Raw genomic sequence first — 25,759 nt, 5'->3', positions numbered from 1 at the left:
AATTTGCTTATATTACTTTGTTTAGAAGTTATTAGACGCACTGTTGTTTGCCCCGATATACAAGAGGAGCTGCCTTTCCATGACTTTTTCTCAATGGACTGGAGTATATTTGACGATGACATTGGCTGAATCATCTGAGACATAGATGTGTCCGCTGCTGTCGCTGAGGATTCCCTGTGGCTCGATATAGCGCTGGCTATCCAGGATCTCTTTCTTGCCACTGGTGGGATTAAAGCGGATGAAGGCATGGACCGCCTGAGCCAGGTCGACGATGAGTAGATTGCCATAGCCATCGGGGATTATATCGTCCGGCATCGCAAAGCCGCCAATGCGTTTGACCGTGCCGGATGGGGTGATCTTCCAGACGGCTCCACCGCACTCATCGGCTATAAAGATGGTGCCATTGCCATCAACGCTGGCGCCCACCGGTCGACTGATACCTGTCGCCAGCAGATGTAATGTTTTGCCATCCAGGCTCATCCGATAGACGTTCCCAATCGGGCTATCTGGCACAATCAAGGTATTGGTTCCTGGATCAAGGGCGATCCCATCGATCCCATGTTTGCAGGTGGCCTGGCTATCGTGCCCATGGAGATCGCGAACGACTGTCGCTGTATGGGTGCCGGGAGCCAGCTTCATGATACGGTTCGTTGTCTGTTCGCCGAACATAATGGTGCCATCGGCCAGCACAACCAGCCCTTCTGGTCCGGCAGGATCGCGCAGCAGGATCGTCACCGAGCCGTCGCTGTTCAGGCGGTCGATGGTCCCGTTGGTATCATCGCTAAAAAGGAGATGCCCCTGCCGGTCCTGCGCCAGGTCGTCTGGATGTCCCTTTCCCTGCAGGATTATCTGCGCCGTATAATGGGATGGCGCTACACGTGCCGTTGGAGTGAGGGTCGGACCTGGCGTGGGCGACGGCGCTCTTGTCGCAGTCGGGCTGATTCCTGTATGGGGAGGGCTTGTTGGATTCGCCGATGTACACGCAGTCAGTACAAACAACAGACTACCCAAAAATATCCTTATCACGATTGCAGCTGACTGTTGGTGTAGATGGCGTAACATGGGAATATCCTTCTTCTCGTATATATATCTCAATAAAAACTATTCACCTGTACTTTAATACGATATCACCCGATTTCCGCTCGCACCATAATAATGTGCCGATATAACTTTTTTTGCAAGCTTCACAAAAGAGCGCGCCCTCCACGTTGAGGATACGAGATGATGAGATATGTGATGCTTAGACCGGCCAGGATAAAGGCCTCCTGACCTTGTGGTCGGAGGCCTGATCGATTAACGCTTTATGCAGATCAAAAAGAAACGCTCATGGATCCTCTCCCGAAGGTGGGGGATTATGCTATGCAAATAGCATAAATCGCCACAGTGATAGGAGATGCTGTACCGTTGTTAACCGCTACAGCCCAGGTGTCTGTTCCATCTTTTGCTTTGGATGGGCTACTTGCTAAAACAAAGACATCCTTGATAGTTGTTGGTTTGCCATCTTTATCTAGTAGCGCATATCCTCCTCCGACTATATGCGCGTTTGCATTGCAGGCTACGTAACCTCCGTTGGTCGTTTTGGCTGCGATCGTACCCTGTCCTCCCAAAACAGTTGTCTTTGCTGTAGTTTGCCCCATGGCTGTCGGAGGTGTAGCCGGGTCAGAAACAAGAACAGAATTTTGAAGGAAATATGAATGTGAAAGCCTGTAACCAGATTGTATTGCCATCAGTTGAGGCGAGGCTGCATGGGCAGAGGCTTGCGCGGGCAATCCCGCGAATCCAGCTACAAGGCAGAGCATAAATGCAATGCTGAGCATACGAGATCTGTTCATACTAAACACGTTCTTTTTCTCCTTAATTGATGCATGAATAAGACGGAACTTCCGTATTGGAAAAGAACTTCTCAGCTATAAAAGCAAGAGAAGTAAAAACACATTTTTAAGTATAAGAACTATGGCAAATCAAAGATTTGATTTTTTCTATATCGAGATGCTATCGAACAATGAGGAAAGTGTGACGCTGTGTTGAGGACAGGAGCACACAAGGAACACGCGCCTGTCTATTTACATCCTCTGCGAGTGTTACTCTTTAAATACCTGGTCAGGTTCTTCTATGTACGGAGAGCTAGCATTTCTATTTAATGCAGTATAAAATTCTTTGCTATCTTATCTAATAAGGTTTGTGTTTTACTTTTCCCTTTACTTCTTCTAGTTATTTTCCTGTTTGTGATTTCATGCCTTCTGCGCCTAATAAAATTAGATATTGTTTCGCAGATAAATGATACCAAAATTATCGTTAATACTGTTATTAGATCATAGGGTGACCGATACATATTTACTCCTTAATAGACAGTATTTTTTATTGACAATGTTCACATATATTAAGAACGTTTCTTTCTAATATTTTCCAAAGTAGGTGTTAGAACGAGCAGTGTAAATGCTCGCCTTTAAGCTGTTTTCATAGATGAATAACTTTAGCAATTCTGCTAGCCATAGCTTAACTCCTGTGGCTGTATAAGCGTTGCTACAATAGCCTTCCAGGCGATTGAAGACGCCATGCGCAATTATGGCCTCTGTCGAATTGCCTATGTGTGCGCGTGCTCTGGATGGGTCTATCTGCCATCGAGCATTCAAGGTGTTCGTGACCCTGGGTGCAGGACGATTGGGATCAGGAGTTTGATACCCTGCTGCGCTCAGTGGATTGGTAGTGCGGTCGCTCTGAGCGGTCCAGCAAGTAAACCGGACCGCCCAAAATACATTACTGGTTGCTTGGTGATTATTTATCTGAGTTCTTTTCTGTTTCTTTTGTTCCTGTGAACATAAGGAATACTATTGTGGGGGCTCCAAGTAGTGTTAGCGTACGTGCTGCTACCTTGAGTATCCAAAATTGATCCGCAAAAAATAACGCAAATGCAAGGATTATGGCATAGATAAAGCAAATGCCTGCTAAAATCAAACGCCTCTTCAGATATTGAGGCATAAAACTCAACTCCTCTCAATATAGATGCTGACTTTTATAACGTGCTGGCGAAGAAAATATAGCACATGTGTGGTCTCACCTAAGCTTTATGAGAATGCAAAGAAAGTGAGGTGTCTATGACAAAAAGTTTAGTCAGAGTCTTGGGTGCCTTTCTGGATACTTTGTATCTGAATGTGTACCAGACGGATAGCAATTTTCAGGTGGTCAAGAAAAGGCTACCTGATGAGCTCAAACTTGAACTGCAGCAACTGAAAGAACTGGCACAAGAGGAAGAGGAAAATATTCCGACGCGCTTTTCTTTTGATGGCCGCCCACTGCTGATGATGACAAAGGGCAGTGAGGGTTTCAACTGGATCTTGGCGACTATAGCTTTGGGCTGAAAACAGAACCGTTGCAACTCCCGGCGCGTCATCAATCCTCGGTGACACGCATCACCCCTGCGGCTGCCACTCCGGCGCTGGCTGCACCGCAAGCTCCTCCCTTTCCTGGGCTTCCTGCTCCGAATCAACCAACCATTATCCCCGGCCAGGTCACGCAGAATGCGCCCTTTACTGGCACGACCCAACAGCTGAACGTTGGTGGCCCTCCGGTCGCCATGCCTCCTGCTCCTCCTCAAACGCGAGGGCTTTTCAGTCAGCTGGCAAACTGGTCAGCCGGGAACTAACGCCATCTCTTGCACGCCTGCACGCCGTTCTGTACGGCTGACAGGCGTGCGTTTACTGCTTCTGGTGATGTCTATGGTTGTGGTCACAAAACAGCTGCTCGACGCCTTTATAGCGTGCTGTGTGGGCCGTCGTGATGAGTATGCCTATCAGCGGTCGGATGGTCGCTATGCTCGCGCTGGCTGCCCGCTCACCTATGATGTGGTCTATCGTCACCTGCAAGGCGTTCAGACGATTGGCTCCTATCTCATTGATGAGCATGGGCTGTGTCGATTCGCTGTCTTTGATAGTGATGCGTCGTCTGGCCTGGTCGATCTCCTCCAGGTCCAGTCACAGCTGGCAGGGGTGGGGGTGCCGTCCTATCTGGAACAGTCCCGCCGTGGTGCGCATCTGCGCGTCTTCTTCCGTGATCCGGCCTCGCCTGCGCTGGTGTGTCGTTGGCTGTTGCCGTTCTGTCCAGATGGTGTGGAGTTCTACCCAAAGCAGAATGCGTTATCTGAGCGTGTGCCGCTTGGCTCCCTGGTCCGGCTGCCTCTCGGTGTGCATCGGGTGACAGGTGAATGTTATCCCTTTGTGGCCTGGTCACATGGGCAGTTTGTGCCAGTGGCGGCCTCGCTGGCTGACATGCTGGCCTGGTTCTCTACCGTCCTGCGGGTTCCCGTTCCGGCGTCGATCCCGCTCCCGGTCGCTGACCAGGCGACGCCCACGACACCGCGCACCATTCCCTTCACATCCGTCCCATCTGAAACCACGTTGACGATTCGAGACTGGTGCAGACAGCATGATCCCGTTGCCATGATTGGCCGCTATGTGGCGCTCGATCAGAAGGGAATGGGCTGCTGTCCCTTTGGCTGGCATCACAATGATGGTGTTGATGCCCATCCCTCGCTGTGGGTCTATCGTCCTTCCTATCCCGATCTCTGCTGCTGGTATTGTCACGCCTGGAAGCAAGGTGGGTCGCTCTTCGATTTCTTCCGCTACTACTATGGGCTTTCTGCTCGTGAGTTGTGGTCGCACATTCTGGCGGGTGGTCATTTCTAGGAGGTATCGCTATGATGGAACGTTTAGCCGGTGTTCGCGCCATTAATGAAGCGGTGTGGACCAATGTGAATGGCTGCAATAACGGCGTCTATGCTCGGATGGCTGACGGTGCTCTTCATCGGATCAATCGCGCTCGTCGTGTGCGTGGTGTCCTGCACGTTCATAGTCTGAATGCTGGCTGTTGGTTGGCTCCTGTCGAGGTCTATCAAGCATAGGGGGTATGGAATGCCAGCATGTATTGTCGTAGCCTACGACATGGCACAAATCGCGAGGAGCCTCAATCCTACTGGCACAGACAGCGCGAACGATCGTGCTGGGTGTGGGTGAACTGGTGTTGTGGAAGCAGTTTGCCATCTGTGTCAAACGTGGGTCAAGCTTAAAGAGCCATATGTGGAGTATCCGTTGTCGTGAGCGATCCCGGTCACAGGAAATAATGGAGAGAGTGGTTCCTGTGACCGGGAAGGGGGGTCTCCATGATGGTGATCCCCTTATGGATTGACACCCACACCCCATGGACCAAATCCGACAGGGATGGGGGAGCCGAGCACGGTATTGGTATTGCCATTGATGACCGAAACCGTATTATCACTAATGTTTGTCACGTAGATGCGGTTGGTGTTGGGATTGACGGCCACGCTCCATGGAGAATGTCCGACAGGGATGGGGGAGCCGAGCACGGTATTGGTGGTGCCATCGATGACTGAGACCGTGCCATCATACTCGTTTGTCACGTAGATGCGGTTGGTGTTGGGATTGACGGCCACGCCATAGGGAAAATGTCCGACAGGGATGGGGGAGCCGAGAACGGTATTGGTGGTGCCATTGATGACCGAAACCGTATTATCACCAAAGTTTGTCACGTAGATGCGGTTGGTGTTGGGATTAACGGCCACACCATAGGGCTCACGCCCGACAGGGATGGGGGAGCTGAGAACGGTATTGGTATTGCCATCGATGACCGAGACCGTATTATCACTAATGTTTGTCACGTAGATGCGGTTGGTGTTGGGATTGACGGCCACGCCATAGGGAGAATGTCCGACAGGGATGGGGGAGCCGAGCACGGTATTGGTGGTGCCATTGATGACCGAGACCGTATTATCACCAAAGTTTGTCACGTAGATGCGGTTGGTGTTGGGATTGACGGCCACGCCATAGGGCTCACGCCCAACAGGGATGGGGAAGCCGAGCACGGTATCGGTAGTGCCATCGATGACCGAAACCGTATTATCACCAAAGTTTACCACGTAGATGCGGTTGGTGTTGGGATTGACGGCTACGCCCAATGGTACATGTCCGACAGGGATGGGGGAGCTGAGCACGGTATCGGTAGTGCCATCGATGACCGAAACCGTATTATCACCATAGTTTGACACGTAGATGCAGTTCAGAAAGCAGGGCCCAGGAGATCCTGGAGGTCTGTGATGTCTCGGAGGTCTGTGATGTCTCAGAGGTCTGTGATGTCTCGGAGGTCTGGGATGATGGAATGCAGTGGCCCCCGTTTGAGGTGCGTGCGCATGGGCGAAGGTATGCGCGGGTACACAGGTGAGGCAGGTCAGTAGACAGAGCACAAGAAAGAGGATGCGGGCACGGCGCCGTGTGTCTGATCTTCCCATAGAAATGACTCCTTTCATAAGATATGATGAGATCGGGTCAATGGAGAAAGGCCCGATATCTGAGGCCCCCTTTTTCAGCGCACAGATAGCTCACCGCGGGAACTGGAGAACAGGAAATGATGTGAGTGTGCAGGCAATGATCGTGGTATCTATTTTGTAATATGCACTTCACGCTCTATTCTGAAGGGCTCTCCCTTTTTAGTGTATGGAAAGCGCCAAATAGTGTATTTGAATAGGTATCTACCGGGCGTTCTTGAGGTGGCTTATGGATGAGTAACTTCAGCAATTCCGTAGGTCCTGGTTGTTTCACGCGGCACTGTTCTTCGAACACAGATAACCTGCGTCCTGGCTCGGGTTCTTGTCCGCTTTGTGTTGTTCCGGTACATACTCTCTTCATTCATTGTGCAGCGCTACCTTGATGATAGCGCTGCACACCACGAAACCAGTAACACGTGGGGTGCCACTTCTCGCATCCCCCTCTGGGATGTAATTTTTCTTTCCTCTGATTAGATATTGCATTCAGCTGGTGCTTGCTTCTAGGAGGTTAGCTATGTCGAATTATGGACAGCCCCTGCAGGACTATGGCCCTTGGGAGGGTGTGCCTGTTTCGGGTTGGTTTGATGTGGCGATCTGGCCTGCAGGTCTTGGTGAAAACCGTATGCCACTGTATGCCGGATACATCAAAGCTGCAACAGCCTTCCAGGCGATTGAGGACGCTATGCGCAATTATGGCCTTTGTCGGATTGCCTATGCGTGTGCGCGTGCTCTGGATAGGTCTATCTGCTATCGAGCGTTTCGCGTGTTTGTGACCCTGGATGCGGTGCAAGACGATTGGGATCAGGAGTTTGATACCCTGCTGCGCTCGGTGGATTGGTAGTGCGGTCGCTCTGAGCGGTCCAGCAAGTAAACCGGACCGCTCAAAATACATCACTGGTTGCCTGATTCATATTTCTTACTTTTTTGTTGGCTTTCCTGGCTGGCTTGCTGTGTTATGTACCACCGATTGATTAAACGGACTATTAGTCTTCTGCTAAATATCAACATTATAAGCGCTCCAAGCACTAGGAGGATACAAAAACCATACCACGCTGCTAACAGATATATTTTATTTTCGATCGCCTGGATAAATAAATAACTTACATAGCAAATAGAAACAAGCCCAGAAATGTAGGAGATGATGACTTGAGTTGATCGAACTTCCTTGAGAATCTTGCTTCTTGTTTTGTCGTCCATAACTGATTATTTCTCGCTTTTCTTTCCCTTGTCACTTGTTGTCATGACCCAAGCCATTTTACCAGTAATGTGGCAGGTTTTAAACACTTTGAGAGGAGGTGCCTATGGATAGCAGAGTGAAAGTCTTAGGGGCTTTTCTGGATACCTTGTATCTGAATGTGTATCAGACGGATACCAATTTTCAGATAGTTAAGAAAAAGTTATCTGATGAGTTGAAACTTGAACTGCAGCAACTGAAAGAACTGGCGCAAGAGGAAGAGGAAAACATTCCGACGCGCTTTTCTTTTGATGGTCGTCCGCTGTTGATGATGACGAAGGGAAGTGAGGGCTTCAACCGGATCTTGAAGAACGAGAGCATCAATTTTTGCGTCAACCGCGGCTCAAGGATGAACTTGTGCGCCCAGGTGCGCTGCTCGTCGGAATACCTCTGGAAGAGGCGGGATATCAGCACGATCGTCAATGAGGTGTTCTTCTTTGCGACCCAGGTGTTCGGGCAGAACATCTGCCTGCAGGTGTCGGCGCTTGACCTGGCCGCGGATGTGCTCAATTTCCAATTGCCTTCCGCGGATGAAATCAAAGAGTGCTTTATCTCGCGTGCGCAGCTGTCGGAAGAAGCACCTGGGAGCCTGGATGATGGTTTTGTCGATGGTCCAGATCGGATCAAGCGTCGCTGGGGCTGCATTACTGGCTTGCCGTTTGGGGCGCGTGCCGCTCCCATTTCTGCCTTGATCTACGACAAAACGCATGAGATTAAATACAACTCTCCCGAAAAGGGCTGGCTATTTGATCTGTGGCATGAGTCGGCGCGTGTGCAGGGGTTTGAGTATACGGAAGATATGCCAGTGATACGCAATGAGATCCGGTACCGTCGCCCAGCCCTACGGGAAATGAAGCAGGTAGGCCGGAGCGCCAAGGATGGCGAAGAACAAGAGGAGGTTTTGTTTCACGGGATCGAGGATGCGTTTTTGCTCGAAACCTACCTTGCTGGCCTGTGGGGATATGCGGTGGGTCATGTGGATGGTGGCGCTGATGGGCTGCCGGATGGCTGGCTCCGCTATGTCATTCCCAGCGAAACGGATGTCAACCGCTCTCGCTGGGAAGTGCATCCTGATTGGCAGGTTATTCAATCGGCTTTCGCAGTGCCTGAACTGGAAGAGTCCGAATATGAACGAGAGGAGAGAGAGAAAGAGGAGTTGCTGGCCGAGGTCGATGCCTACCTGGAAGAGCATCCTTTCGAGCACAGCAAGCCGGTGCATAGGAAAAAGAGAAAGTCTGCTGTACAGCAGCCTGCATATGTTGGCTCCTGTCGTTGATCCTGCGGTGTTCAACCTGGCTCCCTATATTCGAGAGAGAAAGCGGCATGTCAATATGGAACGGATGGTAGCCCAGCTGACGGGGTGCATGTCTACCTTCGAAGCCTGGCGTGCTCATTCTGATGATCGCCTGGAGGCTGATATATCTGCCGATTTCTCTGATACGCTGTCGGTCTACTACCGCCTGGCGGAAGAGTATATGCGACTACGACAGAAGGACTTCACGGAAATGGTGCGCAAAAAACGCGTGCTCTATCATATCGCTGATGCAGCGTCATAGGAGGTGCTCTAGGGCTCGTCGTAAAAAGATTTCGATCGGCTCAGCCTGTGTTGTTGAGCGTTGCTGATGTGGCTATTATGCTTGGGGTCTGCCGTACTACTGTGTACCAGTACCTTAACCATGAAGGGTTGCCTTCTATCCTCCTGCGCGGTGTTCGCCGTATTCATCCTGACTCTTTACATGAATGGCTAAAGTCTCATGAGGAATGCACTGCTTAAGTTTTGCTGGGTTCTGTTCTGCCTCGTGCTTCACAAAGCAACGAGGCTTGTTTTTTTGAGGAGTATTTTATGAAGAAAAAAGGGCGTCGTGCTCATGGTGAAGGTACCGTTACTCAACGTAAAGATGGCCGGTGGCAGGGTGCTTTTTATTCTGAGGATGGAAAGCGACACTTCGTCTATGGTGCTACCCAGCAAGAAACATTGGCGAAGCTTCGCAAAGCTCAGCGGGAAGATGAGCAAGGGACTCTTGCTACTGGTCCTAATTTAAAAGTTGATGCTTATCTGCAACAATGGTTAGAAGAGATTCAGAAACCTACCGTTCGCATTAGCACCTATGTGAAATATGAAATATAAAAAGCTGATTAACACTTACATTGTACCTGCTCTCGGTGGTTATCAGCTACAGAAGTTAATGCCTCAGCATATACAAGTTTTGTATACCAAGATGGGTAAAAAAGGTTTGTCGGCCAAAACTATACAGAATGTTCATGGTCTTTTGCATAACGCGCTTGATAATGCTCTACGCTGGAACATGGTTTCACGCAATGTAACCAGCGTGGTGAAACCACCTCGCATTAGAAAAAAGGAGAAACAAGCTGTGAATTTAGAACAGGCTCGCGCTCTGATGCTGGCAGCCCGTGGTGATCGCCTGGAGATGTTCATTGCTCTGGCTCTTACTACTGGTATGCGTCGCGGTGAACTGCTGGCGCTCCGCTGGTCTGATGTCGATCTTGATAAGCGGGTACTTCATGTTCGGCGAACAGTTGATTTTCTGGCACACTATGGTTACGTTGAAAATGAACCGAAAACAGAACGTAGCCGCCGTGATATCCTGCTTCCGAAGTTTGTTATTACTATGCTCAAAGCACACCAGGTAAGCCAGCAGGAACAGCGGCAAAAAGTTGGTAGTAAGTGGGTGGATCTGAACCTTGTGATTTGTGGGCTGGAAGGTAACTATCTGAATCCTCGTTATCTTCAAAAAATGTTCGTCAAGTTATTGCAAAGTACTGGCCTGCCGCATATGAGGATACATGACCTGCGCCATAGCGTTTTGTCCCTCCTGGTCGGTATGCAGATCGATCCTCTTTCAGTGCAAGAACTTGCTGGCCATGAGGACATTACTACGACTCTCGGTGTTTATGGTCACGTCAATTATTCGATGCTACAACTTATAGCAGATAAGTTCAATGAGATTTTTAAACAAAATCCCTAAATTGCATCAATGGGCGTTTCTTTTGTTGTCTGGATCTGACATGATTGCTTTTATCTTATATAACAGCCTCTATCCAAAGAATGTGATAGAGGCTGCTTTTATTGTTGTTAATGTAGATTGAATATCATAAGATGACCATGATATATTATTTTTACTTAGTGTTAGTAGAGATAATAATAGGAGTAAACCGTTATGGATGATGCATCTTCAGAATCTTTGCTTTTTCACTCAAGTTCCCTATATGGGAATGTAGTGCTTAATTTTCAACCCTCAGCGATGAATGAACTTGGAGTATATGCTCGTGCATTTCATAATGCAGGTCAAAAATTAGCTGAAGCTATGTTTTCTCTTCCTGGTTACCATGATATTGATGCCTGCCCTATCGTTTTTTTATATCGGCATTCTCTAGAGCTTTGTCTTAAAGCTATTGTGTATGAAGGATTTAAGATTGAGCGCCTTGATAATGAAAATCATCCCTTTCCTAATTATCTCTTAACACAGCATAAGTTATCGCAATTTATAGATGACGTAAGAAAAACTTTTAATAATGTGGGGTATATTTGGGAAACTGAAACGGAAGAGATGCGCACGTTCAATGACTTTGTTCGTTTCGTTAAAGAATTTGACTCTGTAGATGCAGGCTCCTATACGTTTCGATACCCCATTAAAAAAGATGCTCAGGCTTCCGTTCCTCCTCATTTTATATTCCATGTACCAGCGTTTTGTCAGTATATGGATGCTCTATTAGAGACATTAGAAGCGGCGCTTACAGGCATACAATTAGTGTATGATCAAAGATCTGAAATTATGTGTGATCAAAGGCCGGGAGAGATGGGATGATTCTTTCTGTAAAGAGTAAAGGTTATGGTAACTTGTGGATCTGGAATAAGTTAATCAGATGTCAAAATCTTTAATGGATGTCAAAATGGATGTCAACCTCAAGTGTGGAGCAAAAGGGAGCAAAAGAAAGCCGCCTGTGAAGCGGGTTCACAAGCGGCTTTAGTGGTGGAGATGGGGGAGAGTTGAACTCCCCGTCCAAACAGCCCTACCGAGGAATGTACTACAGGCTTAGTTGATGTTTTGCTTGTACGCCCCGGTCTCCCATCAACTGGATACTAGAGCGCTGGCTTTCTGGTCTTTGATAACGGTTAGAAGGCGATGGCCGTTATCGCATCTCGTGTGTATGACGCCTGGAACCGACCCCACGAGAAAAAGCCGGGCAGACGTCGCGTCACTACTTCTTAGGCAGCGATGGCGAAGTTGTTTGTTGCTGGTTTGGCAACTATTGTTTTGTCGGTTGTTTAGCGAGGGTGCATACCGACACCTCGGCCTGCAATTCTTCAATCTGACTGCCTGTCGAAACCCGACATCCCCAGATGAAGAACCTTATCATGTACTTGCTCAAGTAAGGCCAGTACACGATTGGTGTATTTCACAGTATACCATATTGGTTGACAAATAGCAATATTTGAGCGCCTGTATTTTGATTCGTTCGTGGTTAGTTTGCTGACGCGATGTGCCTGGATGTTGGGTGTCTTTTTGTCTGGCTTTGTTGCCATGGTGGATTCTGCCTTTGTATAATAATCTGCGTGATGATGGCGTTCTAATTATTTAGCTGTTTAGTGAGCGGGGTTTTTATGGCCATGTTTCAACGTTCGTTGGTGCGCATCGCTCATCGTGGCGGTGCTTGCCTGGCACCAGAAAATACACTGGCCGCTTTTCGCAATGCGTTGACGATGCCGGTTGATATGATCGAGCTCGATGTGCAGTTGAGCCGTGATGGGCAGATTGTGGTGTTTCATGATGCGACGGTTGAGCGTCTGACCGATGGTGAGGGGAATCTGCTGGATCTGGATTTTGCTTATCTGCGCTCTTTAAATACGGCAGCCCATTTTCCGGGTGGCTGGCCCCAGACGGAGCAGATGCCGACGCTGCGCGAGGTGCTGGCGCTGGCGCGCAATCGGATGAAGGTTTGTATCGAGATCAAGTTTAGTGAGCGCGATGGCGAGTTTGGGCGCTATCCACGGATCGCTGAACTGGTGGCGCGTGAGGTGCAGGCAGCTAAGATGGTGGATCGGGTTCTGATTATCTCGTTTGATTGGGTGGCCCTGTCCCGGCTGCGCCGGCTGATGCCTGGCGTGGTGACCGGGGCGCTGGTGAGTGAGCAGGTCTGGCCGATGGCCGATGATCCTGGCCTGGTAAAGTTATGCAAGCAGATTACCCTGGCCGGCTGTAACTGGGTTCACCTGGATCGCGAGCTGTACACCCCGGAAGTGCTCTCCATTGTGCATCAGAATGGTTTTAAACTGGGATTGTGGACGGTTGACGACCTAAAGGACCTGCGGCAACTGGCGGCTTATGGGGTAGATTCGTTGACGACTGATCGCCCCGATCTTTTCGCGCAGATCTAGCTTTGGCGCACGTGCATCTGCGCATACCATCCACATGAAGTAATGGGTCGGGGCGGTAGTGTGTCTGTTCTTAATTATTATCCGTTTGTATTACCAGAAAGAGCAATGGTACCATATCCTATAGTTCACACACAAGGGTATGCTATAATGAGCCCCGAATACCAGCCATTAGGCGGGTTGAATCTCGGTTGTGAGTGGAGAATCTGAGGCTATGCAGCAATCTGAAATGGCAATAAAAGAACACGCGTCTGAGCTGGCTACTCCTGAACTATCATCGAGGCATATTGATATCACGATTGTGGTTCCTTTGATGAACGAGCAGGAGAGCGTTCGTATCCTGTTTGAGAGAATTCAGGCGCAAATTAATCAACTCGGTAAATCGTATGAAATTATTTTTGTAGACGACGGTAGTACTGATAAAACATTTGAAGTTCTGAAGGCTCTCCACGAGGAGAATCCTGGCGTTGTGCGCGTGGTGCGTTTTCGCCGCAACTTTGGGAAGACTCCCGGTCTGGTTGCTGGCTTTGAGCGTGCGCGCGGTGATGTTGTGTTTACTATGGATGGCGACCTGCAGGATGATCCACAGGAGATTCCACGCTATCTGGAGAAATTGGATGAGGGCTATGACCTGGTCACGGGCTGGAAATTCCCTCGCCTGGACCCGATCTCTAAAACGTTCCCATCGCGTATCTTCAACGGCATGGTGAGTCAGCTGACCGGTGTTCACCTGCACGATATTAATTGTGGCTTTAAGGCCTATCGGCGTGAGGTGATTGAAGATCCGCACCTGAAGCTGTATGGAGACTTCCACCGTTTTATCCCGGTCATCGCGCAGTCCCGTGGTTTTCGGGTCGCAGAGATCAAGGTCACCCATCATCCGCGTCAGTTTGGTGTCTCCAAGTTTGGAGCCAAGCGTTTCGCTCAGGGCCTGATTGACCTGATGAACATTCTGTTCCTGACCACCTTCCTGCGTCGGCCACTGCGTTTGTTTGCCCCGCTCGGCTTCTGGTCTTTTGTGCTGGGTGTGCTGATCGATCTCTTTATCGTTTTGCGCAGCTATTTCTGGATCCATGAGCCAATTCACCAGCAGCCAATGCTCTTTGTCGGTATCCTCCTGATGATCTTTGGTGTGCAATTCTTTCTGGCAGGCTTACAGAGTGAGATGATCCGTCACTATGCTTTCCAGCGCGACGAAGAATATAGTATCAGGCAGGAACTGGTTTAATGCTGCGGATGCGCTTTCCGATTCTGGGCAAACGGGTATGTCAGGTGTGGCTGCCCGTTGGGGTGGTGCAGTATGTGCTTTGTCCGGATAAACAATGGGCCGAACTGTTCGCGCTGATAGACCGAGCCATATGGAGCGTTGGTGGCGGAACTGCTTTGCCAGTTGGACAGGTGGTATCTATAACGAGAGAAAGAGGTATCGCCTGTGGGTAAAGAGATCTGGCGTAAGCGCCTGGTCTATCTGCGCGATCAGTGGTGCGCCTATCCTGCTCCAGAGGCGTTGCCGCGTACCCGAATATTCTGGATCGTGACGGGCCTGATAACCCTGGCTGTCATCTGCTTCAGTGCCTTTTACATCCTGTATATGGGCGGTCGGCACGTGGCTTTCCAAACCAATGCTGAAGACTTTGGTATCATGGATCAGTCGATCTGGAATACTGCCCATGGTAATTTGCTGCACGATACCATCTGCAATATTATCAACGATACCAATTGCGCCTCCCCGGATGGATACGTGCGTTTCGCGATTCATTTTGAGCCTATCTTATTTCCTATTTCCCTGTTTTACTACATCTGGTCTGATCCGCGTATCCTTTTTGTTATTCAGACGATTATCGTGGCGCTGGGTGCCTATCCAGCTTACTGGCTGGCGCGCCTGCGCTTACGCAATGAGTGGCTGGCAGGGGCCTTTGCGCTGCTCTACCTGATCTATCCGGCTCAGCTACAGGCAACGACCTCAGACTTTCACGCGGTGACGCTGACGGCCTCCTTGTTGCTGTTTATGCTCTATTTCATGTATACGCGTCAGACGCTGTGGCTATTTGTTTTTGCGCTTTTAGCGATGGCCTGCAAAGAGGATATCCCGCTGGTCGTGTTGACGTTTGGCCTCTGGTCGGTCATCTTTCAGCGTCGCTGGAAGAGTGGACTGGCCCTGGCGCTGCTTGGACTGGTCTGGTTTGTGGTTGCTACCAAAGTGATCATGCCGCACTTCAGTCCCACCGGCCAGCCGTTGCTGATTTCGCGGTATGGTGGGAACGCGGGCGGTGGATCTCTGGTAAAAGATGTCCTTCTGCACCCGGTATCCTTTTTGCGTACGTATGTCTTTGAGTATCATCACCTGGCGTATATTCACGCAGTTCTGGCACCGGCTGGCTATATTCCCAGACCGCATGGCGGCGGTATCTTCTATCTTCCAATGTTGGCTCCGTGGGTGCTGGTCATGGCGGTTCCTTCGCTGGCGATCAACCTGCTGAGTTCGAATCCACAACAATATAGCGGCTTGTTTCACTATAATGCTGAAGTCGTTCCGATCATCATTTTTTCTACCATTGAGGCTCTGGTGGTTGTGCGCTGGCTGGCGCGCCACGCCCTGGCTGCGCTGGCAGTTCGCGGGGTCGCTCTGGCGCGGACCAGCTCCGATATAGGACGTTTCTTGCCCCGCGTGTTGACCTGGGTGCTGGTAGTCGGAGTTATCTTTAGCGCCTTGCGTTCAGACTATTATTTCCATGGTCAGCTGCCATTCTCGATTGGTTTTCAATGGCCGCAGACCACACCGCACATGGACCTGGCCCGGCATTTTATGGATATGATTCCAGATGATGCTTCGGTATCGGCGCAGACAAAACTGGTGCCGCACCTGAGTCACCGCACGAGCATCTATATGTTCCCGTATGCCGCCGATCCTAAATATCTGAATGGCCGGCCCGCAGATCGGCTGGCTGAATACGTTTTGTTAGATGTAACGGGAGATGTCTATCCCTATTTTGAAGCTCAGCAATATACGAGTGAGGTCAAAACTGTGCTGGCCAGTGGGAATTATGGTATATTGGCTGCTCAGGACGGATATATGCTGTTGAAGCGTGGGCTGCCGGCGCCGCGTATTTTACCGTCCTCGGGTAACAGCCAGCCATCCGACCCGACATCCCTGCTGTTTGATCTTCCGGCGAGCTTCTGTTCAAATATATATGTTTCGCCTCAAGAGGTGATGAATTCATTGCAGGTTGATTTTAAGCAGCCCGGCGGTGGACATATGGATCTGGCTGGCTTTGAGGTCGGAGCCAGTAGTCCTTTTAGCCGCACCAATGGCTATGGATCGCTGACGACCTATTGGCGCGTGGAGCAGCCGAGTAAACAACCATTACAGGTGGTCACATTATTGAAGGGGAGCAACGGTCAGGAATATATTGCCAGTATGGATATGCCTGAACTCGCCTGGTGTCCCACGCAGAGCTGGAAGGCTGGCTCAATCGTGCGACTCGCGACTCGCACGTTTAATCTACAAAAGAGTGGTATTCCAAATGGGCTAGCACAGATGTCCATTGCCCTTTTACCACAAGCACAGACATCGAGTACAATAATGGATGTACAAGCTCGGCTGCCGTTGCAGGTTTTGCATGCACCGCGTACAGTTACTGCCAACCAGGGTACACATACGCTGCAGTTGATGCCAATAACAATTGTCGACTAATGAATAGTGAGCGGCATCACCAATTCTCTATGGCATGCCCGCAGTAAAATGAAAGAGGATGTAGGATGGGCATTTATTTAGGTCAACTCCCGCCTGCGGAAGTCGCACGCTTAAAAGCTGAATTAGCTGAGACGCTGATCGCTAATTTCTGCTATCCACGTTTTTTTGATCATCGCACCGAGTCATTACAGATGCGTCCGGTTGACCGTACGAAGCGTCAGGAAGTGTGGCTCTATCTTAGCTCTGTCGATTTTACTGCCTGGAGTCGTATTGACCTCATGTCTACGGATTTTCAGCATCAGATCGAGCGGCTGTTTATCCAGTTTGTGCAACGCAATCGCAATTTCTTTGGGAACCAGGGCCGCCGTAGAATGTCGGATATTCGTTTACTCATTAGCTCGTGCGCGGCGAAGGTGGCCCAGAATCTGCGCAATCACCTGACAGGCCAGAAGCCCGCTCCCGGTACGCCGCCCTTTGGAAGTCCGCGTCCGGTGGTCTCATGGAGTACGCCCAGTATTAGTGGGCGATCTGAGCCGACATGGGAGCAGATAGCCAGCTCGACTATGCTATTGCAGCAACAGATGCAGGAGATTCGTGGCGAGGCTCGTCCGATGGCCACACCGGCCGCTGCCGCTGTAGCTCAGCCAGTCGCTACACCGGTCGGGGTTGGTGCCAGTTCTCCCAATCAATATGCGACCAACGGGGCTGCTCGTCGACCTGCTGCTACGCCCAGTTCGACCAGTCATCCTTCGGTACAACAGCCGGTGAGAAGCGACGTTGAAGCTCCAGCAGCTAAGAAGCCAGTGGCACCGCAGCGTCAGAACCAGCCAGTTGCTCCAGCCGCGGACGGTCGCGTGGGCTCTGCCCAACCGATGGCGGCTGCGGCCTCCGCTACTATGCCACCTCCTGCTGCCAGAACGGGCCGACCCGCTGAGACGGCTGTTCCCCAGCCTGGGGCGCGCAAATTGGATTCGCTCACGCAGCCACAGGAGAATAAAAATGCGGCTCCAGTGAATCGTAGCACGCAGCAGCCGGCACAAACCTCTGTTACTGCGCCTACTATGCCGGTTTCCAGACAAACCAGAACGTCTACTGGCAATGGTACGCATCCGCCAACTTCACCATTAGGTGAGACTGCGCCCGCCCCGGCAGTCTCTGCACCGTCAGCAAATCCGGCAACGCCTGCCGCTGCACCGCCAGCAAGCCCAGCAGCGCCTGCCGCTACGCGAGCATCTGTTCCCGGTAATTTCCCCGTTGCCCCTAATAGTCCTCTGACGGCCGCGACATCTCACGGAAATCGCGAAGTGATGACGGCAGGCGAAGATGACCTGGCGATTTTTGAGCAGATGCGCCATCAGCTTGTAATCTGGTTACGGGTCGAAGCGATTTCAGCTGGCCTTGAGATCTCTAATCAGAGTCCTACCCAGTTGCTGGAAATGTTACGGCAACATGCTCGCTTCGATGAGACGCGTCTGCAGGTTGTTTCAACCCTGCTGAATCTGGCCAACCAGGTGATCAAGACCGGGCTGGTAAGCGTGCTCGATTACAAGCAGGCTCTTATGTTCCACCTGATGCATACACGCCGCCAGTAAAAAAAGGTGGAGCGGGCGCTTTTTTTATCCCGGACCTGGGGGCGCTACGCCCCCAATCTCTAGTAATTATGGGATTGTGCAAAATCATGCGCGGTGCGCATGATTTTGCACAATCCCATAATTACTATTTAAGCGCCGCTGGCACGGTGTGCAGGTCGCCGCCTGTATTCAGGATGCGGTGGATGAGGCTGAGGCGGTGATGATGGGTAGGAGCTCTTTTAGCTGCTTCATCCAGGTGGATCCTAGCAGGCGGCGAGGGATGCGGATGACTCCTTGTTGGACACGTGCCTCGTTGCGGAAGCGACGGTAGAGCATGATGCGGTTAGGAACCACGTTGCGCTTGACCGTTAATATCAGTTCATTGTCTTTGATGGCGATGGCCTCGTATCCCAACTGTGCCGCCTCGACTTTCAGGTTGACTAGCTCAAGCAGATTGTGCACCGGTTCGGGTACGGGTCCGAAGCGGTCGGTCATCTCCGCTGCCATGGCCTCTACCTGTTCGGGACCTTTGAGATTGGCGAGGCGCTGATAGAAATTGACTTTGAGCGTGCGATCGCCGATGTATTCGTCGGGTAGGTAGGCATCGACTGGGAGATCGACTGAGGTCGAGGGTATTCCCATTTCCGCTTGCTTACCCTGTAGTTCCTGAACAGCATCTGACAGCAGCTTACAGTAGAGATCAAAGCCGACTGAATTCATAAAACCTGATTGTTCCGCGCCCAGCAAGCTGCCTGCGCCTCGGATCTCCAGGTCCTTCATGGCAATGCGGAATCCGGCTCCTAACTCGGTTGCCTCGAAGATGGCGCGCAACCGTTTTTCCTGTACCGGTGTCAGCCTGGCATTTTTGCCATAGAAGAAGTAGGCATAGGCCTGTTGCGTAGCACGTCCCACGCGTCCACGTAACTGATAGAGTTGTGAGAGGCCGAAGAAAGCGGCATTATTGACGATAATTGTATTGGCATTTGGAATGTCCAGTCCATTTTCAATGATCGTCGTGGAGATCAGTACGTCGTAATCTCCATTGGAGAAGCCAACCATGACACGTTCAAGCTGTTCTTCATTCATCTGCCCATGGCCAACGATGATACGAGCTTCCGGAATCAGGCGTTGCAATTTCTGGGCCAGCACCTGGATGCCCTGGACGCGATTATGCACGAAGAAGACCTGGCCGCCCCGGTCGATCTCGCGCAGAATGGCCTCTCGTATCAGCGCATCGTCATACTCGCGAATCGTCGTGCGAATGGGCAGGCGCTCCTGCGGCGGCGTCTCAATGATGCTCATGTCACGTAGATTGACCAGCGACATATGCAGCGTACGTGGAATAGGCGTGGCAGTCATTGTTAGGACGTCGATCTCCGCCCGCAGTTGTTTCAGGCGCTCTTTATGGATGACGCCGAAGCGTTGTTCTTCGTCGACGACAAGTAGGCCCAGATTCAAGAAGACCACGTCTTTTTGCAGCAGGCGATGGGTGCCGATGATAATGTCTACTTTCCCCATGGCCAGATCTTCCAGGATCTGCTTTTGCTCCTTTTCGGACCGGAAGCGGCTGAGCAGCTCAACGCGAACAGGATAGGCTTTGAGGCGTTCCTTAAAGTTGTTGTAGTGTTGTAGGGCCAGGACTGTGGTAGGAACCAGGATGGCGACCTGGCGCTGATCGAGTACGCACTTGAAGGCGGCTCGGAGCGCGACCTCCGTTTTGCCGTAGCCTACATCGCCGCAGACCAGCCGATCCATGGGCCGTGGCAGCTCCATATCCGCCTTGACCTCATCGATTGCTCGCTGTTGATCAGGTGTTTCCTGGTAGGGGAAGGCGTCCTCCAGTTCTTGTAGCCATGGCTGTTCCGAATCTGGTGGAAAGGCATGTCCCTGTGCCGCTTCGCGCACGCTATAGAGGCGCAGCAGTTCACGGGCGACATCCTGCACATTCTCTTTCACTTTGGATTTCGCACGCGTCCATTCGGTGGTGCCTAGCTTGCTCAAAGCGGGAACCGCATCTCCCATCCCTATGTAGCGTGTAATGCGGTCGAGTTGATCGGTTGGAATGTACAGCTTGTCCGTTCCTGCATAATGGATTAAAAGATACTCGCGCTCGACGCTGGTGAGATTCATCTTTACCAGTCCTTCGAAGCGTCCGATACCGTGTTCCTGGTGAACAACATAGTCGCCGGGATTGACCTCAGCCAGGAACGAGGCTGGCGTGACCGGTTTGCGGCGCTGGACATTGCGCCGTTTCGACCAGCCAAAGATCTCTGTATCGGTATAGATATAGAGCGCCAATGAGCGTGATTGCCAGCCCTCGGTAAGTTGTCCCTGGATCAGTGTTAGCGTGCCGGCTTCTGGCAATTGATTGATATTGGTGCCAGGGCTGACCTCAATGGTTTGATCGTGTAGAATGCTTTCATCGCTGAGTACCTCGGCCATGCGTCGCGCCTGCATGGTTACAATGATCACGCGATCGCGGTTATCCAGCGCTTTACGGCAGTCCTGCACAAATGCCCGCAGGCGGCCGCCATATGAATTGGCGCTGCTGCACGGGGGAATTAAATTTTCCGTTCCACCCTGCTGGCGCATATCAAATTCACTCTCAGCGGTCGAGAGAATGTCGGCAAAACGTAGTTGACGCCGCTGCTGAATCTGTGGCTCCAACTGTTTCCATTCCAGGCAGGCGGTGCGCAGACGAACTGGATTCTCGTGTTCTTTCTCATGTTGCTCTTTTATGTCCTGCGCCTGCAGATCCAGTTCCTGGATATGATTTTGCACACTGGCCGGATTATCTATAATCAGCAGGCCATTGGATGGCAGGTAATCCAGCACACTGGCCGGGCTATGCAGGTAGGGCAGATAGAAGGCGATATCCTCAAACGAGCGCTGCTGGGCAAGCAATTCAATGTCATGTTTCCAGCGTTCTTCAGCATCTTTGTGTAGTGTGCGACTATCCAACTGGGATAGTTCTTTAGCCGCTATGGCTCCTCGACCGGGAAGCGCCTCGCGCGCAGGTCCAACAATACACGACTCAATAGCATTCAGGGAGCGCTGTGTCTCCTGGTCAAAAGTACGGATCGATTCAATTTCGTCGCCAAAGAACTCGACGCGCACCGGTCGTGGGAGCGTTGGTGGAAACAGGTCGATGATACCGCCACGATGGCTAAACTGGCCCGTTTCCTCTACCTCTGCGACAGGTTCATAGCCAAGGTTATAGAGGTGCTCGATCAGCATATTGAGATCTGTTTCTTGTTCCGTCTGTAAGCGGAACAAGGATGCCGAGAGCTCCTGGGGCGGAATCACCGGCTGGGTAAGCGCACGCGCCGAGCAGATAACAACAGGGGTACGCTCCCGTTCAACCATGGCAATCAACGCCTGCATACGGCGCTGAGTGGTCAGGGCGTCACCAATCAAGCGCTCGTAGGGAAGAGCATTGCGATCTGGTAGGCAAAAGACATCGCTGGGATTAGGAACGAAGGCTTTGAGTACCTCGGTCATTTGAGTTGCCTCTACCTCATCGCTGGCAACAATCAGCATGGGCTGCTTTAACGCACGCGCCAGGCTGGCGGCGATATAGGGACGTGCGGCCTCGGTGATGCCGGTGAGCGCAGGAATCCCCTCAGCATGTTGTATTTTTTCTTGTAAACGGCGAAACTCTGGCCGTTGTATCAGCAGTGTTAATAAACCCTGTAATGTCAATTCGACCTCCAGCACTAGACAGTACAAACAGCACCCCCTCCGTGCCTGCCGTGGGGGGTGTCGTTTGCCGTGCCCTTGTTCCATACTTTAGTTATCATACCGTACTACCCGGGCTCTCGTCTAGACAGAGCGGTACAATTTGCCTCTTTTGTCTTATCACAGAACGATTTCAAACATTATAGTATAAATTTCAGCAAACGCTTTTGAAGTTGTCTCTGTTGCGAGTGTGAGCTTTACCTTACCGGGGTACATGAGCGTCCCAGCACACGCGTCCGCTACGCGGCCGCTGGGCACCGCAGGTGCGAAAACGCATGCAATCCATAGGCGATGAGCATGGGTGTCAGATATGCTCTGCGAATGTGTCTGACACCCATGCTCATCGCCCACAGTCTGTATGAGGTTTCGCACCTGCGGCGCTCACGAGCCCATTGTATATTGGTGCCTGGGGTGCGCGAATACGCACCCCAGGCACCAATATACAACCAGTGCGTCTGCGCAGTGGACGCGCGGGTGCGGTTATCACGGGCCACCAGGGTGACAAAGTCAGACTCATTCTGCATGAGTATCGAAGCCAGCACGTGCGATGCGCACCATCTCCTGGGCCAGCTCGAGCAGGGCGGTGCGTAGCTCGGGCGGCTGGTGGATTACAAATGGAATGTTGAGATTCATCAGGTAGCGAGCCATCGATGGCAGGTCGACGTGATGGGTTTGAAAGAGTACTCCGGTTGGGGTGAGCGTCAACTTGCCATGCGCCGAAGGAATTTTATGTTGTACCAGATGAAACTCTTCCTGAAATTCTACCTCGATCAGCCACCTGAGGGGGACCGTAACCAGGTGTTTCAGGATGTAGTCCTGGTAATCGAAATCTTTATCGGGCACAAATGTTTCTTCATGGATCTCTACCTGGTGGATGCGATCCAGCCGAAACATGCGATACGCCTGACGCAGCATGCAGTAGCCCACCACGTACCAGTGCCCTTTCCATCCCGCGATGCCATAGGGTTCGATCATGCGTGTGCTGGCCTGATTGTGGTGTGAGCTATAGGCTATCGTTACACGTCGATGGGCGTGCGCCGCTTCGCTCAGACGAACCAGTAGCGAGGAGTCGGGGCGCGTATCCTTTTGTTGAGGAGAAAGCATCATATTGGTTGAGATAGCTTGCAGACGCTCACGACCTTTCGCCGGTAGTATGCGATATACCTTGGCCAGCGCACCTTCTACTGCCATTGCCGAGAGATCGATTTCTAGCCAGGATGTTCCCAGCAGCCCTAGCATGACTGCGGTAGCCTCTTCTTCTGTAAACAAAAGGGGCGGCAATTTAAATCCCGGACGTAAGCGATAGCCCCCACCAGGTCCCCGGCTCCCCTCTATTGGCATCCCCATATCCTGAAGCATTCCGATGTAGCGCCGTACCGTCCTCGGCTCAACTTCCAGGCGCCGGGCCAGGTCTTCTCCACTTAAATAGGGATGCATCTGCAAGAGGTCCAGGATGGTTAGCAAGCGTGTGCTTGGATGATACATTTTTTCTCCATCTACCAGCAAGAGTTCGGCAAGAACTTCCGTTCAATTGTAGTTCATCCTTGCATGCTGTGCAAGAGTATGTATGCATGCGCGCCGCCGGCATTTGTGCCTTTGGCCCCTGACTCTACGCGCCTACAGCGCTCAAACATATTTTATTTAGGGTTCCTACAAAATAGGTGCCCTTGGCACCTATTTTGTAGGAACCCTAAATAAAATATGGGGCGCGTAGCGCCCCAGGCAACGCCCTCAGGGGCGCCAGTCAGTTTGATGTGGGTTGATTATTTGTAGGAGGGAGACCCGCCTGGGCGCCAGCCTGCCGCGCAAACTCTTCTTCTTTGCGCTTCTTTTCTTGTTCGCGGCGCTCCTGTTTGAGGCGGCGTTTCTCTTCGGCCTTGCGTTGCGCTTCGGGATCTACGTTGATGATATTCATGGCGGCGTCCAGCCCTTTTTCCAGGTAGAGAGGTACCGCCTCGGCTGCTTTGCTTTCGGCGATCTCTAGCTCGATCTGCTCGGAGCTTGCCGGAACGCCCAGTACATGATTGATCGTATCGATATGCTTATTGGCGGGTCGACCGATGCCAACACGCAGGCGCGGAAATTCGTTGGTATGCAGGTGGCTGATCAAGCTATTGATCCCATTGTGTCCGCCAGAGCTACCACGGGCGCGCAGACGGATATGGCCTATAGGTAGATCGAGCTCATCATAGATGACCAGGATATCTTCGGGCGCGATCTTAAACCAGCGTACCAGTTCACCAACGGCCTCTCCACTATTGTTCATATAGGTGGTTGGCTTTACGAGCACCACCTTTTCATGCCCAATGGTGCCGCTGGCGATCACGGCCCGACCACGTCGTTCCCAGCGGAATGCATAGGTATGCGCAAGCAAATCCACAACATGGAAGCCCACGTTGTGGCGTGTTTTTTCATATTGAGAGCCCGGATTGCCCAGGCCAATAATTAATTTCATTGGAATTCCTGATTAGCGACCGTAAGCAAGGCGTGTAGCCAGGTATTGCGGTAGTTTCGCTTTCTCAATCTTTTCTTGCGTTTTCTCAAATGAATAGGATATGCGATAAAAAGTGAAGCCACCATTGGTATCATAGATCATGAAGGCCGCGCGCGGATCACCATCGCGTGGTTGACCAACGCCGCCGGGATTGACAATGGCCCGATAGTTTTCGGGTGCCTGCCACGAACCTTCCGGAGGCACCAGCATCTCATTCGTAACCTCAATCATGCTCTGGCTGAGTCCCAGCAGGGTTAAGAGCTCTTCAATTTCCTGGTTAATGAGGTCTTCAGCATCCTGGATAGCCTCTTCAGAGGAATACTCGTCATCTGTTTCTGCTCCATCCTCTTCGCTATCCAGCGCCTCATCATCATCTGCATCCTCATTGGCTTCCTGGTTGGTGATGATCTCTTTTAATTCAGAAGGAGTCTCTGGATTGGCTTCGGGAGCATCGTCGGCAATCTGATGCTGCAGATCCGCTATGGCGTCGGCCGCGTCGGCGACCAGGTTTTGAATCTGCTCTGTTTCGGTATGGGCGCTCTCGGTTTTATCGGCCGACTGCGTGGTCTGGGATTGTTGCCGCGTAGCCCCTACGGTGGTTGCCTCATTGTCCCGTTGTTTCTCTGATATGTTGGAAGGAGATGCCCCATCAACCGCTTCCAGCGCTGCCGTTTCCTCATCAGCCAGGCTCCCCATTACCTCACCATTTGCTAATGGGCTGGTCGGGGTGTTGGACAGGGTATCCGGTTGTTGAAAAATGACCGGCACGTGAGTGTGCCCCACAAAGCAGTAACGACTATTGAAGTGCTGAAAGCTTCTTTCAGCCAGCACTTCTGACGTCAGGTATTCCCAGAGTGGCCCGTAAGGACTGCCGTGTACCAGCAGGCATTCACCCTTCTGGATCCGTTCCGGTAGATTGGCCAGGAACGCGCGATTCTCTTCCGTAAGCTGGGTAGCCGTCCATTCGGCAGAGATGCGTGCAGCCTCGCTGAAATCATCGAGATCCAGCTTGCCAACTGCAGCCCAGTCGTGATTGCCAGCAATAATAACGTCAGTGCGTTCGCGCAATTTCTTGATGCACTCATTAGGATTGGGCCCATAGCCGACCAGGTCTCCTAGAAACCAGAGCTCATCAATGGGTTCCTCTTGAGCTAATTCATCAAGTTTCGCGAGCACTGCTTCTAGTGCTTCTAAGTTCGCGTGAATATCGGTAAAGATCGCGTAACGCATGCAGCATACTCTATTCAAAATATATGATACTTGTAAGTGTGGTTATTTTATCATGTTTATAGCAACCTT

22 protein-coding genes, 1 other RNA gene and 1 pseudogene are annotated in these 25,759 nt (G+C 51.3%); 15 read left to right on the top strand and 9 right to left on the bottom strand.

What is annotated here, in order from left to right; all coding sequences use genetic code 11:
- Positions 1–90: 90 nt before the first annotated feature.
- From KTT_RS04840 to KTT_RS04830, 3 genes are all read right to left on the bottom strand, one after another.
- Positions 91–1,011 (bottom strand): Vgb family protein, encoded by a 921-nt coding sequence (locus KTT_RS04840; protein ID WP_126594906.1) that lies wholly within the window; start codon positions 1,009–1,011, stop codon positions 91–93.
- A 341-nt stretch (positions 1,012–1,352) separates the two neighbouring features.
- On the bottom strand, positions 1,353–1,841 hold the full coding sequence (locus tag KTT_RS04835) for a hypothetical protein (RefSeq protein WP_126594905.1): 489 nt from the start codon (positions 1,839–1,841) through the stop codon (positions 1,353–1,355).
- Between the two features lie 934 nt (positions 1,842–2,775).
- On the bottom strand, positions 2,776–2,979 hold the full coding sequence (locus tag KTT_RS04830; RefSeq protein WP_126594904.1) for a hypothetical protein: 204 nt from the start codon (positions 2,977–2,979) through the stop codon (positions 2,776–2,778).
- 116 nt (positions 2,980–3,095) lie between these two features.
- On the opposite strand from KTT_RS04830, the gene KTT_RS04825 reads away from it, so the two are divergent.
- The 4 genes from KTT_RS04825 to KTT_RS04810 all read left to right on the top strand — a co-directional run bounded on the left by KTT_RS04825 (position 3,096) and on the right by KTT_RS04810 (position 4,897).
- On the top strand, positions 3,096–3,359 hold the full coding sequence (locus tag KTT_RS04825; RefSeq protein WP_126594903.1) for a hypothetical protein: 264 nt from the start codon (positions 3,096–3,098) through the stop codon (positions 3,357–3,359).
- Positions 3,360–3,370: 11 nt separating this feature from the next.
- A complete protein-coding gene (locus KTT_RS04820) occupies positions 3,371–3,643 on the top strand; it encodes a hypothetical protein (protein ID WP_126594902.1) in 273 nt (90 codons plus the stop codon).
- Between the two features lie 73 nt (positions 3,644–3,716).
- Positions 3,717–4,682 carry a TOTE conflict system archaeo-eukaryotic primase domain-containing protein gene (locus KTT_RS04815; RefSeq protein ID WP_126594901.1) on the top strand — a complete coding sequence of 322 codons (966 nt, stop codon included), beginning with the start codon at positions 3,717–3,719 and terminating at the stop codon, positions 4,680–4,682.
- Between the two features lie 11 nt (positions 4,683–4,693).
- Positions 4,694–4,897, top strand: coding sequence for a hypothetical protein (locus KTT_RS04810; RefSeq protein ID WP_126594900.1), 204 nt, complete (start codon positions 4,694–4,696; stop codon positions 4,895–4,897).
- Positions 4,898–5,170: 273 nt separating this feature from the next.
- On the opposite strand, the gene KTT_RS04805 is transcribed toward KTT_RS04810, so the two are convergent.
- The gene (locus KTT_RS04805) at positions 5,171–6,058 is read right to left on the bottom strand and encodes a beta-propeller fold lactonase family protein (RefSeq protein WP_160145640.1); all 888 of its coding nucleotides are present in this window, start codon (positions 6,056–6,058) and stop codon (positions 5,171–5,173) included.
- A 790-nt stretch (positions 6,059–6,848) separates the two neighbouring features.
- On the opposite strand from KTT_RS04805, the gene KTT_RS04800 reads away from it, so the two are divergent.
- The 7 genes from KTT_RS04800 (at position 6,849) to KTT_RS04770 (ending at position 11,395) form a co-directional block, all read left to right on the top strand.
- Positions 6,849–7,175 carry a hypothetical protein gene (locus tag KTT_RS04800; RefSeq protein WP_126594898.1) on the top strand — a complete coding sequence of 109 codons (327 nt, stop codon included), beginning with the start codon at positions 6,849–6,851 and terminating at the stop codon, positions 7,173–7,175.
- A 460-nt stretch (positions 7,176–7,635) separates the two neighbouring features.
- Positions 7,636–8,844 carry a hypothetical protein gene (locus tag KTT_RS04795; RefSeq protein ID WP_126594897.1) on the top strand — a complete coding sequence of 403 codons (1,209 nt, stop codon included), beginning with the start codon at positions 7,636–7,638 and terminating at the stop codon, positions 8,842–8,844.
- The gene (locus tag KTT_RS04790) at positions 8,825–9,124 is read left to right on the top strand and encodes a hypothetical protein (RefSeq protein ID WP_126594896.1); all 300 of its coding nucleotides are present in this window, start codon (positions 8,825–8,827) and stop codon (positions 9,122–9,124) included. Before KTT_RS04795 ends, KTT_RS04790 begins: the two co-directional genes overlap by 20 nt.
- Before the next feature lie 47 nt (positions 9,125–9,171).
- Positions 9,172–9,342 carry a helix-turn-helix domain-containing protein gene (locus KTT_RS37630; protein ID WP_371864840.1) on the top strand — a complete coding sequence of 57 codons (171 nt, stop codon included), beginning with the start codon at positions 9,172–9,174 and terminating at the stop codon, positions 9,340–9,342.
- Between the two features lie 69 nt (positions 9,343–9,411).
- On the top strand, positions 9,412–9,696 hold the full coding sequence (locus KTT_RS04780; RefSeq protein WP_126594894.1) for a hypothetical protein: 285 nt from the start codon (positions 9,412–9,414) through the stop codon (positions 9,694–9,696).
- Entirely contained in the window at positions 9,686–10,555 is an 870-nt protein-coding gene (locus KTT_RS04775; RefSeq protein ID WP_126594893.1) for a site-specific integrase, read from the top strand. Before KTT_RS04780 ends, KTT_RS04775 begins: the two co-directional genes overlap by 11 nt.
- A gap of 192 nt (positions 10,556–10,747) precedes the next feature.
- On the top strand, positions 10,748–11,395 hold the full coding sequence (locus KTT_RS04770; RefSeq protein ID WP_126594892.1) for a hypothetical protein: 648 nt from the start codon (positions 10,748–10,750) through the stop codon (positions 11,393–11,395).
- 163 nt (positions 11,396–11,558) lie between these two features.
- On the opposite strand, the gene ssrA is transcribed toward KTT_RS04770, so the two are convergent.
- Positions 11,559–11,929: a transfer-messenger RNA gene (ssrA, locus tag KTT_RS04765) on the bottom strand.
- Between the two features lie 263 nt (positions 11,930–12,192).
- Here ssrA and KTT_RS04760 point away from each other — a divergent pair.
- From KTT_RS04760 to KTT_RS04745, 4 genes are all read left to right on the top strand, one after another.
- Positions 12,193–12,966 carry a glycerophosphodiester phosphodiesterase gene (locus KTT_RS04760; protein ID WP_126594891.1) on the top strand — a complete coding sequence of 258 codons (774 nt, stop codon included), beginning with the start codon at positions 12,193–12,195 and terminating at the stop codon, positions 12,964–12,966.
- A gap of 211 nt (positions 12,967–13,177) precedes the next feature.
- The gene (locus KTT_RS04755; RefSeq protein ID WP_126594890.1) at positions 13,178–14,191 is read left to right on the top strand and encodes a glycosyltransferase family 2 protein; all 1,014 of its coding nucleotides are present in this window, start codon (positions 13,178–13,180) and stop codon (positions 14,189–14,191) included.
- Between the two features lie 204 nt (positions 14,192–14,395).
- Complete coding sequence (locus KTT_RS04750) at positions 14,396–16,657, top strand: DUF2079 domain-containing protein (protein WP_126594889.1); 2,262 nt, start codon at positions 14,396–14,398, stop codon at positions 16,655–16,657.
- 65 nt (positions 16,658–16,722) lie between these two features.
- Positions 16,723–18,249, top strand: coding sequence for a hypothetical protein (locus KTT_RS04745; RefSeq protein ID WP_126594888.1), 1,527 nt, complete (start codon positions 16,723–16,725; stop codon positions 18,247–18,249).
- 168 nt (positions 18,250–18,417) lie between these two features.
- Here the strand turns inward: KTT_RS04745 and mfd are convergent, their stop codons facing one another.
- From mfd to KTT_RS04725, 4 genes and pseudogenes are all read right to left on the bottom strand, one after another.
- Positions 18,418–21,957, bottom strand: coding sequence for a transcription-repair coupling factor (mfd, locus tag KTT_RS04740; RefSeq protein WP_160145639.1), 3,540 nt, complete (start codon positions 21,955–21,957; stop codon positions 18,418–18,420).
- A 522-nt stretch (positions 21,958–22,479) separates the two neighbouring features.
- The gene (locus tag KTT_RS04735; protein ID WP_126594886.1) at positions 22,480–23,451 is read right to left on the bottom strand and encodes a helix-turn-helix transcriptional regulator; all 972 of its coding nucleotides are present in this window, start codon (positions 23,449–23,451) and stop codon (positions 22,480–22,482) included.
- Positions 23,452–23,866: 415 nt separating this feature from the next.
- A pseudogene (pth, locus tag KTT_RS04730) lies at positions 23,867–24,421 on the bottom strand (aminoacyl-tRNA hydrolase); the annotation flags it as partial.
- A 12-nt stretch (positions 24,422–24,433) separates the two neighbouring features.
- A complete protein-coding gene (locus KTT_RS04725) occupies positions 24,434–25,690 on the bottom strand; it encodes a metallophosphoesterase family protein (protein ID WP_126594884.1) in 1,257 nt (418 codons plus the stop codon).
- Positions 25,691–25,759 lie beyond the last annotated feature (69 nt).

It is taken from the genome of Dictyobacter aurantiacus (assembly GCF_003967515.1).
GTDB classification, from domain to species: domain Bacteria; phylum Chloroflexota; class Ktedonobacteria; order Ktedonobacterales; family Ktedonobacteraceae; genus Dictyobacter; species Dictyobacter aurantiacus.
This window is presented reverse-complemented; position numbering and strand designations above follow the sequence as displayed.

Excerpts from the sequence above, each read along its gene's own strand:
- KTT_RS04830 (WP_126594904.1), bottom strand. The coding sequence starts at position 2,979 with ATGCCTCAATATCTGAAGAGGCGTTTGATTTTAGCAGGCATTTGCTTT.
- KTT_RS04825 (WP_126594903.1), top strand. The coding sequence starts at position 3,096 with ATGACAAAAAGTTTAGTCAGAGTCTTGGGTGCCTTTCTGGATACTTTG.
- KTT_RS04815 (WP_126594901.1), top strand. The coding sequence starts at position 3,717 with ATGGTTGTGGTCACAAAACAGCTGCTCGACGCCTTTATAGCGTGCTGT.
- KTT_RS04810 (WP_126594900.1), top strand. The coding sequence starts at position 4,694 with ATGATGGAACGTTTAGCCGGTGTTCGCGCCATTAATGAAGCGGTGTGG.
- KTT_RS04800 (WP_126594898.1), top strand. The coding sequence starts at position 6,849 with ATGTCGAATTATGGACAGCCCCTGCAGGACTATGGCCCTTGGGAGGGT.
- KTT_RS04795 (WP_126594897.1), top strand. The coding sequence starts at position 7,636 with ATGGATAGCAGAGTGAAAGTCTTAGGGGCTTTTCTGGATACCTTGTAT.
- KTT_RS04790 (WP_126594896.1), top strand. The coding sequence starts at position 8,825 with ATGTTGGCTCCTGTCGTTGATCCTGCGGTGTTCAACCTGGCTCCCTAT.
- KTT_RS04780 (WP_126594894.1), top strand. The coding sequence starts at position 9,412 with ATGAAGAAAAAAGGGCGTCGTGCTCATGGTGAAGGTACCGTTACTCAA.
- KTT_RS04775 (WP_126594893.1), top strand. The coding sequence starts at position 9,686 with ATGAAATATAAAAAGCTGATTAACACTTACATTGTACCTGCTCTCGGT.
- KTT_RS04770 (WP_126594892.1), top strand. The coding sequence starts at position 10,748 with ATGGATGATGCATCTTCAGAATCTTTGCTTTTTCACTCAAGTTCCCTA.
- KTT_RS04760 (WP_126594891.1), top strand. The coding sequence starts at position 12,193 with ATGGCCATGTTTCAACGTTCGTTGGTGCGCATCGCTCATCGTGGCGGT.
- KTT_RS04755 (WP_126594890.1), top strand. The coding sequence starts at position 13,178 with ATGCAGCAATCTGAAATGGCAATAAAAGAACACGCGTCTGAGCTGGCT.
- KTT_RS04745 (WP_126594888.1), top strand. The coding sequence starts at position 16,723 with ATGGGCATTTATTTAGGTCAACTCCCGCCTGCGGAAGTCGCACGCTTA.
- KTT_RS04735 (WP_126594886.1), bottom strand. The coding sequence starts at position 23,451 with ATGTATCATCCAAGCACACGCTTGCTAACCATCCTGGACCTCTTGCAG.
- KTT_RS04725 (WP_126594884.1), bottom strand. The coding sequence starts at position 25,690 with ATGCGTTACGCGATCTTTACCGATATTCACGCGAACTTAGAAGCACTA.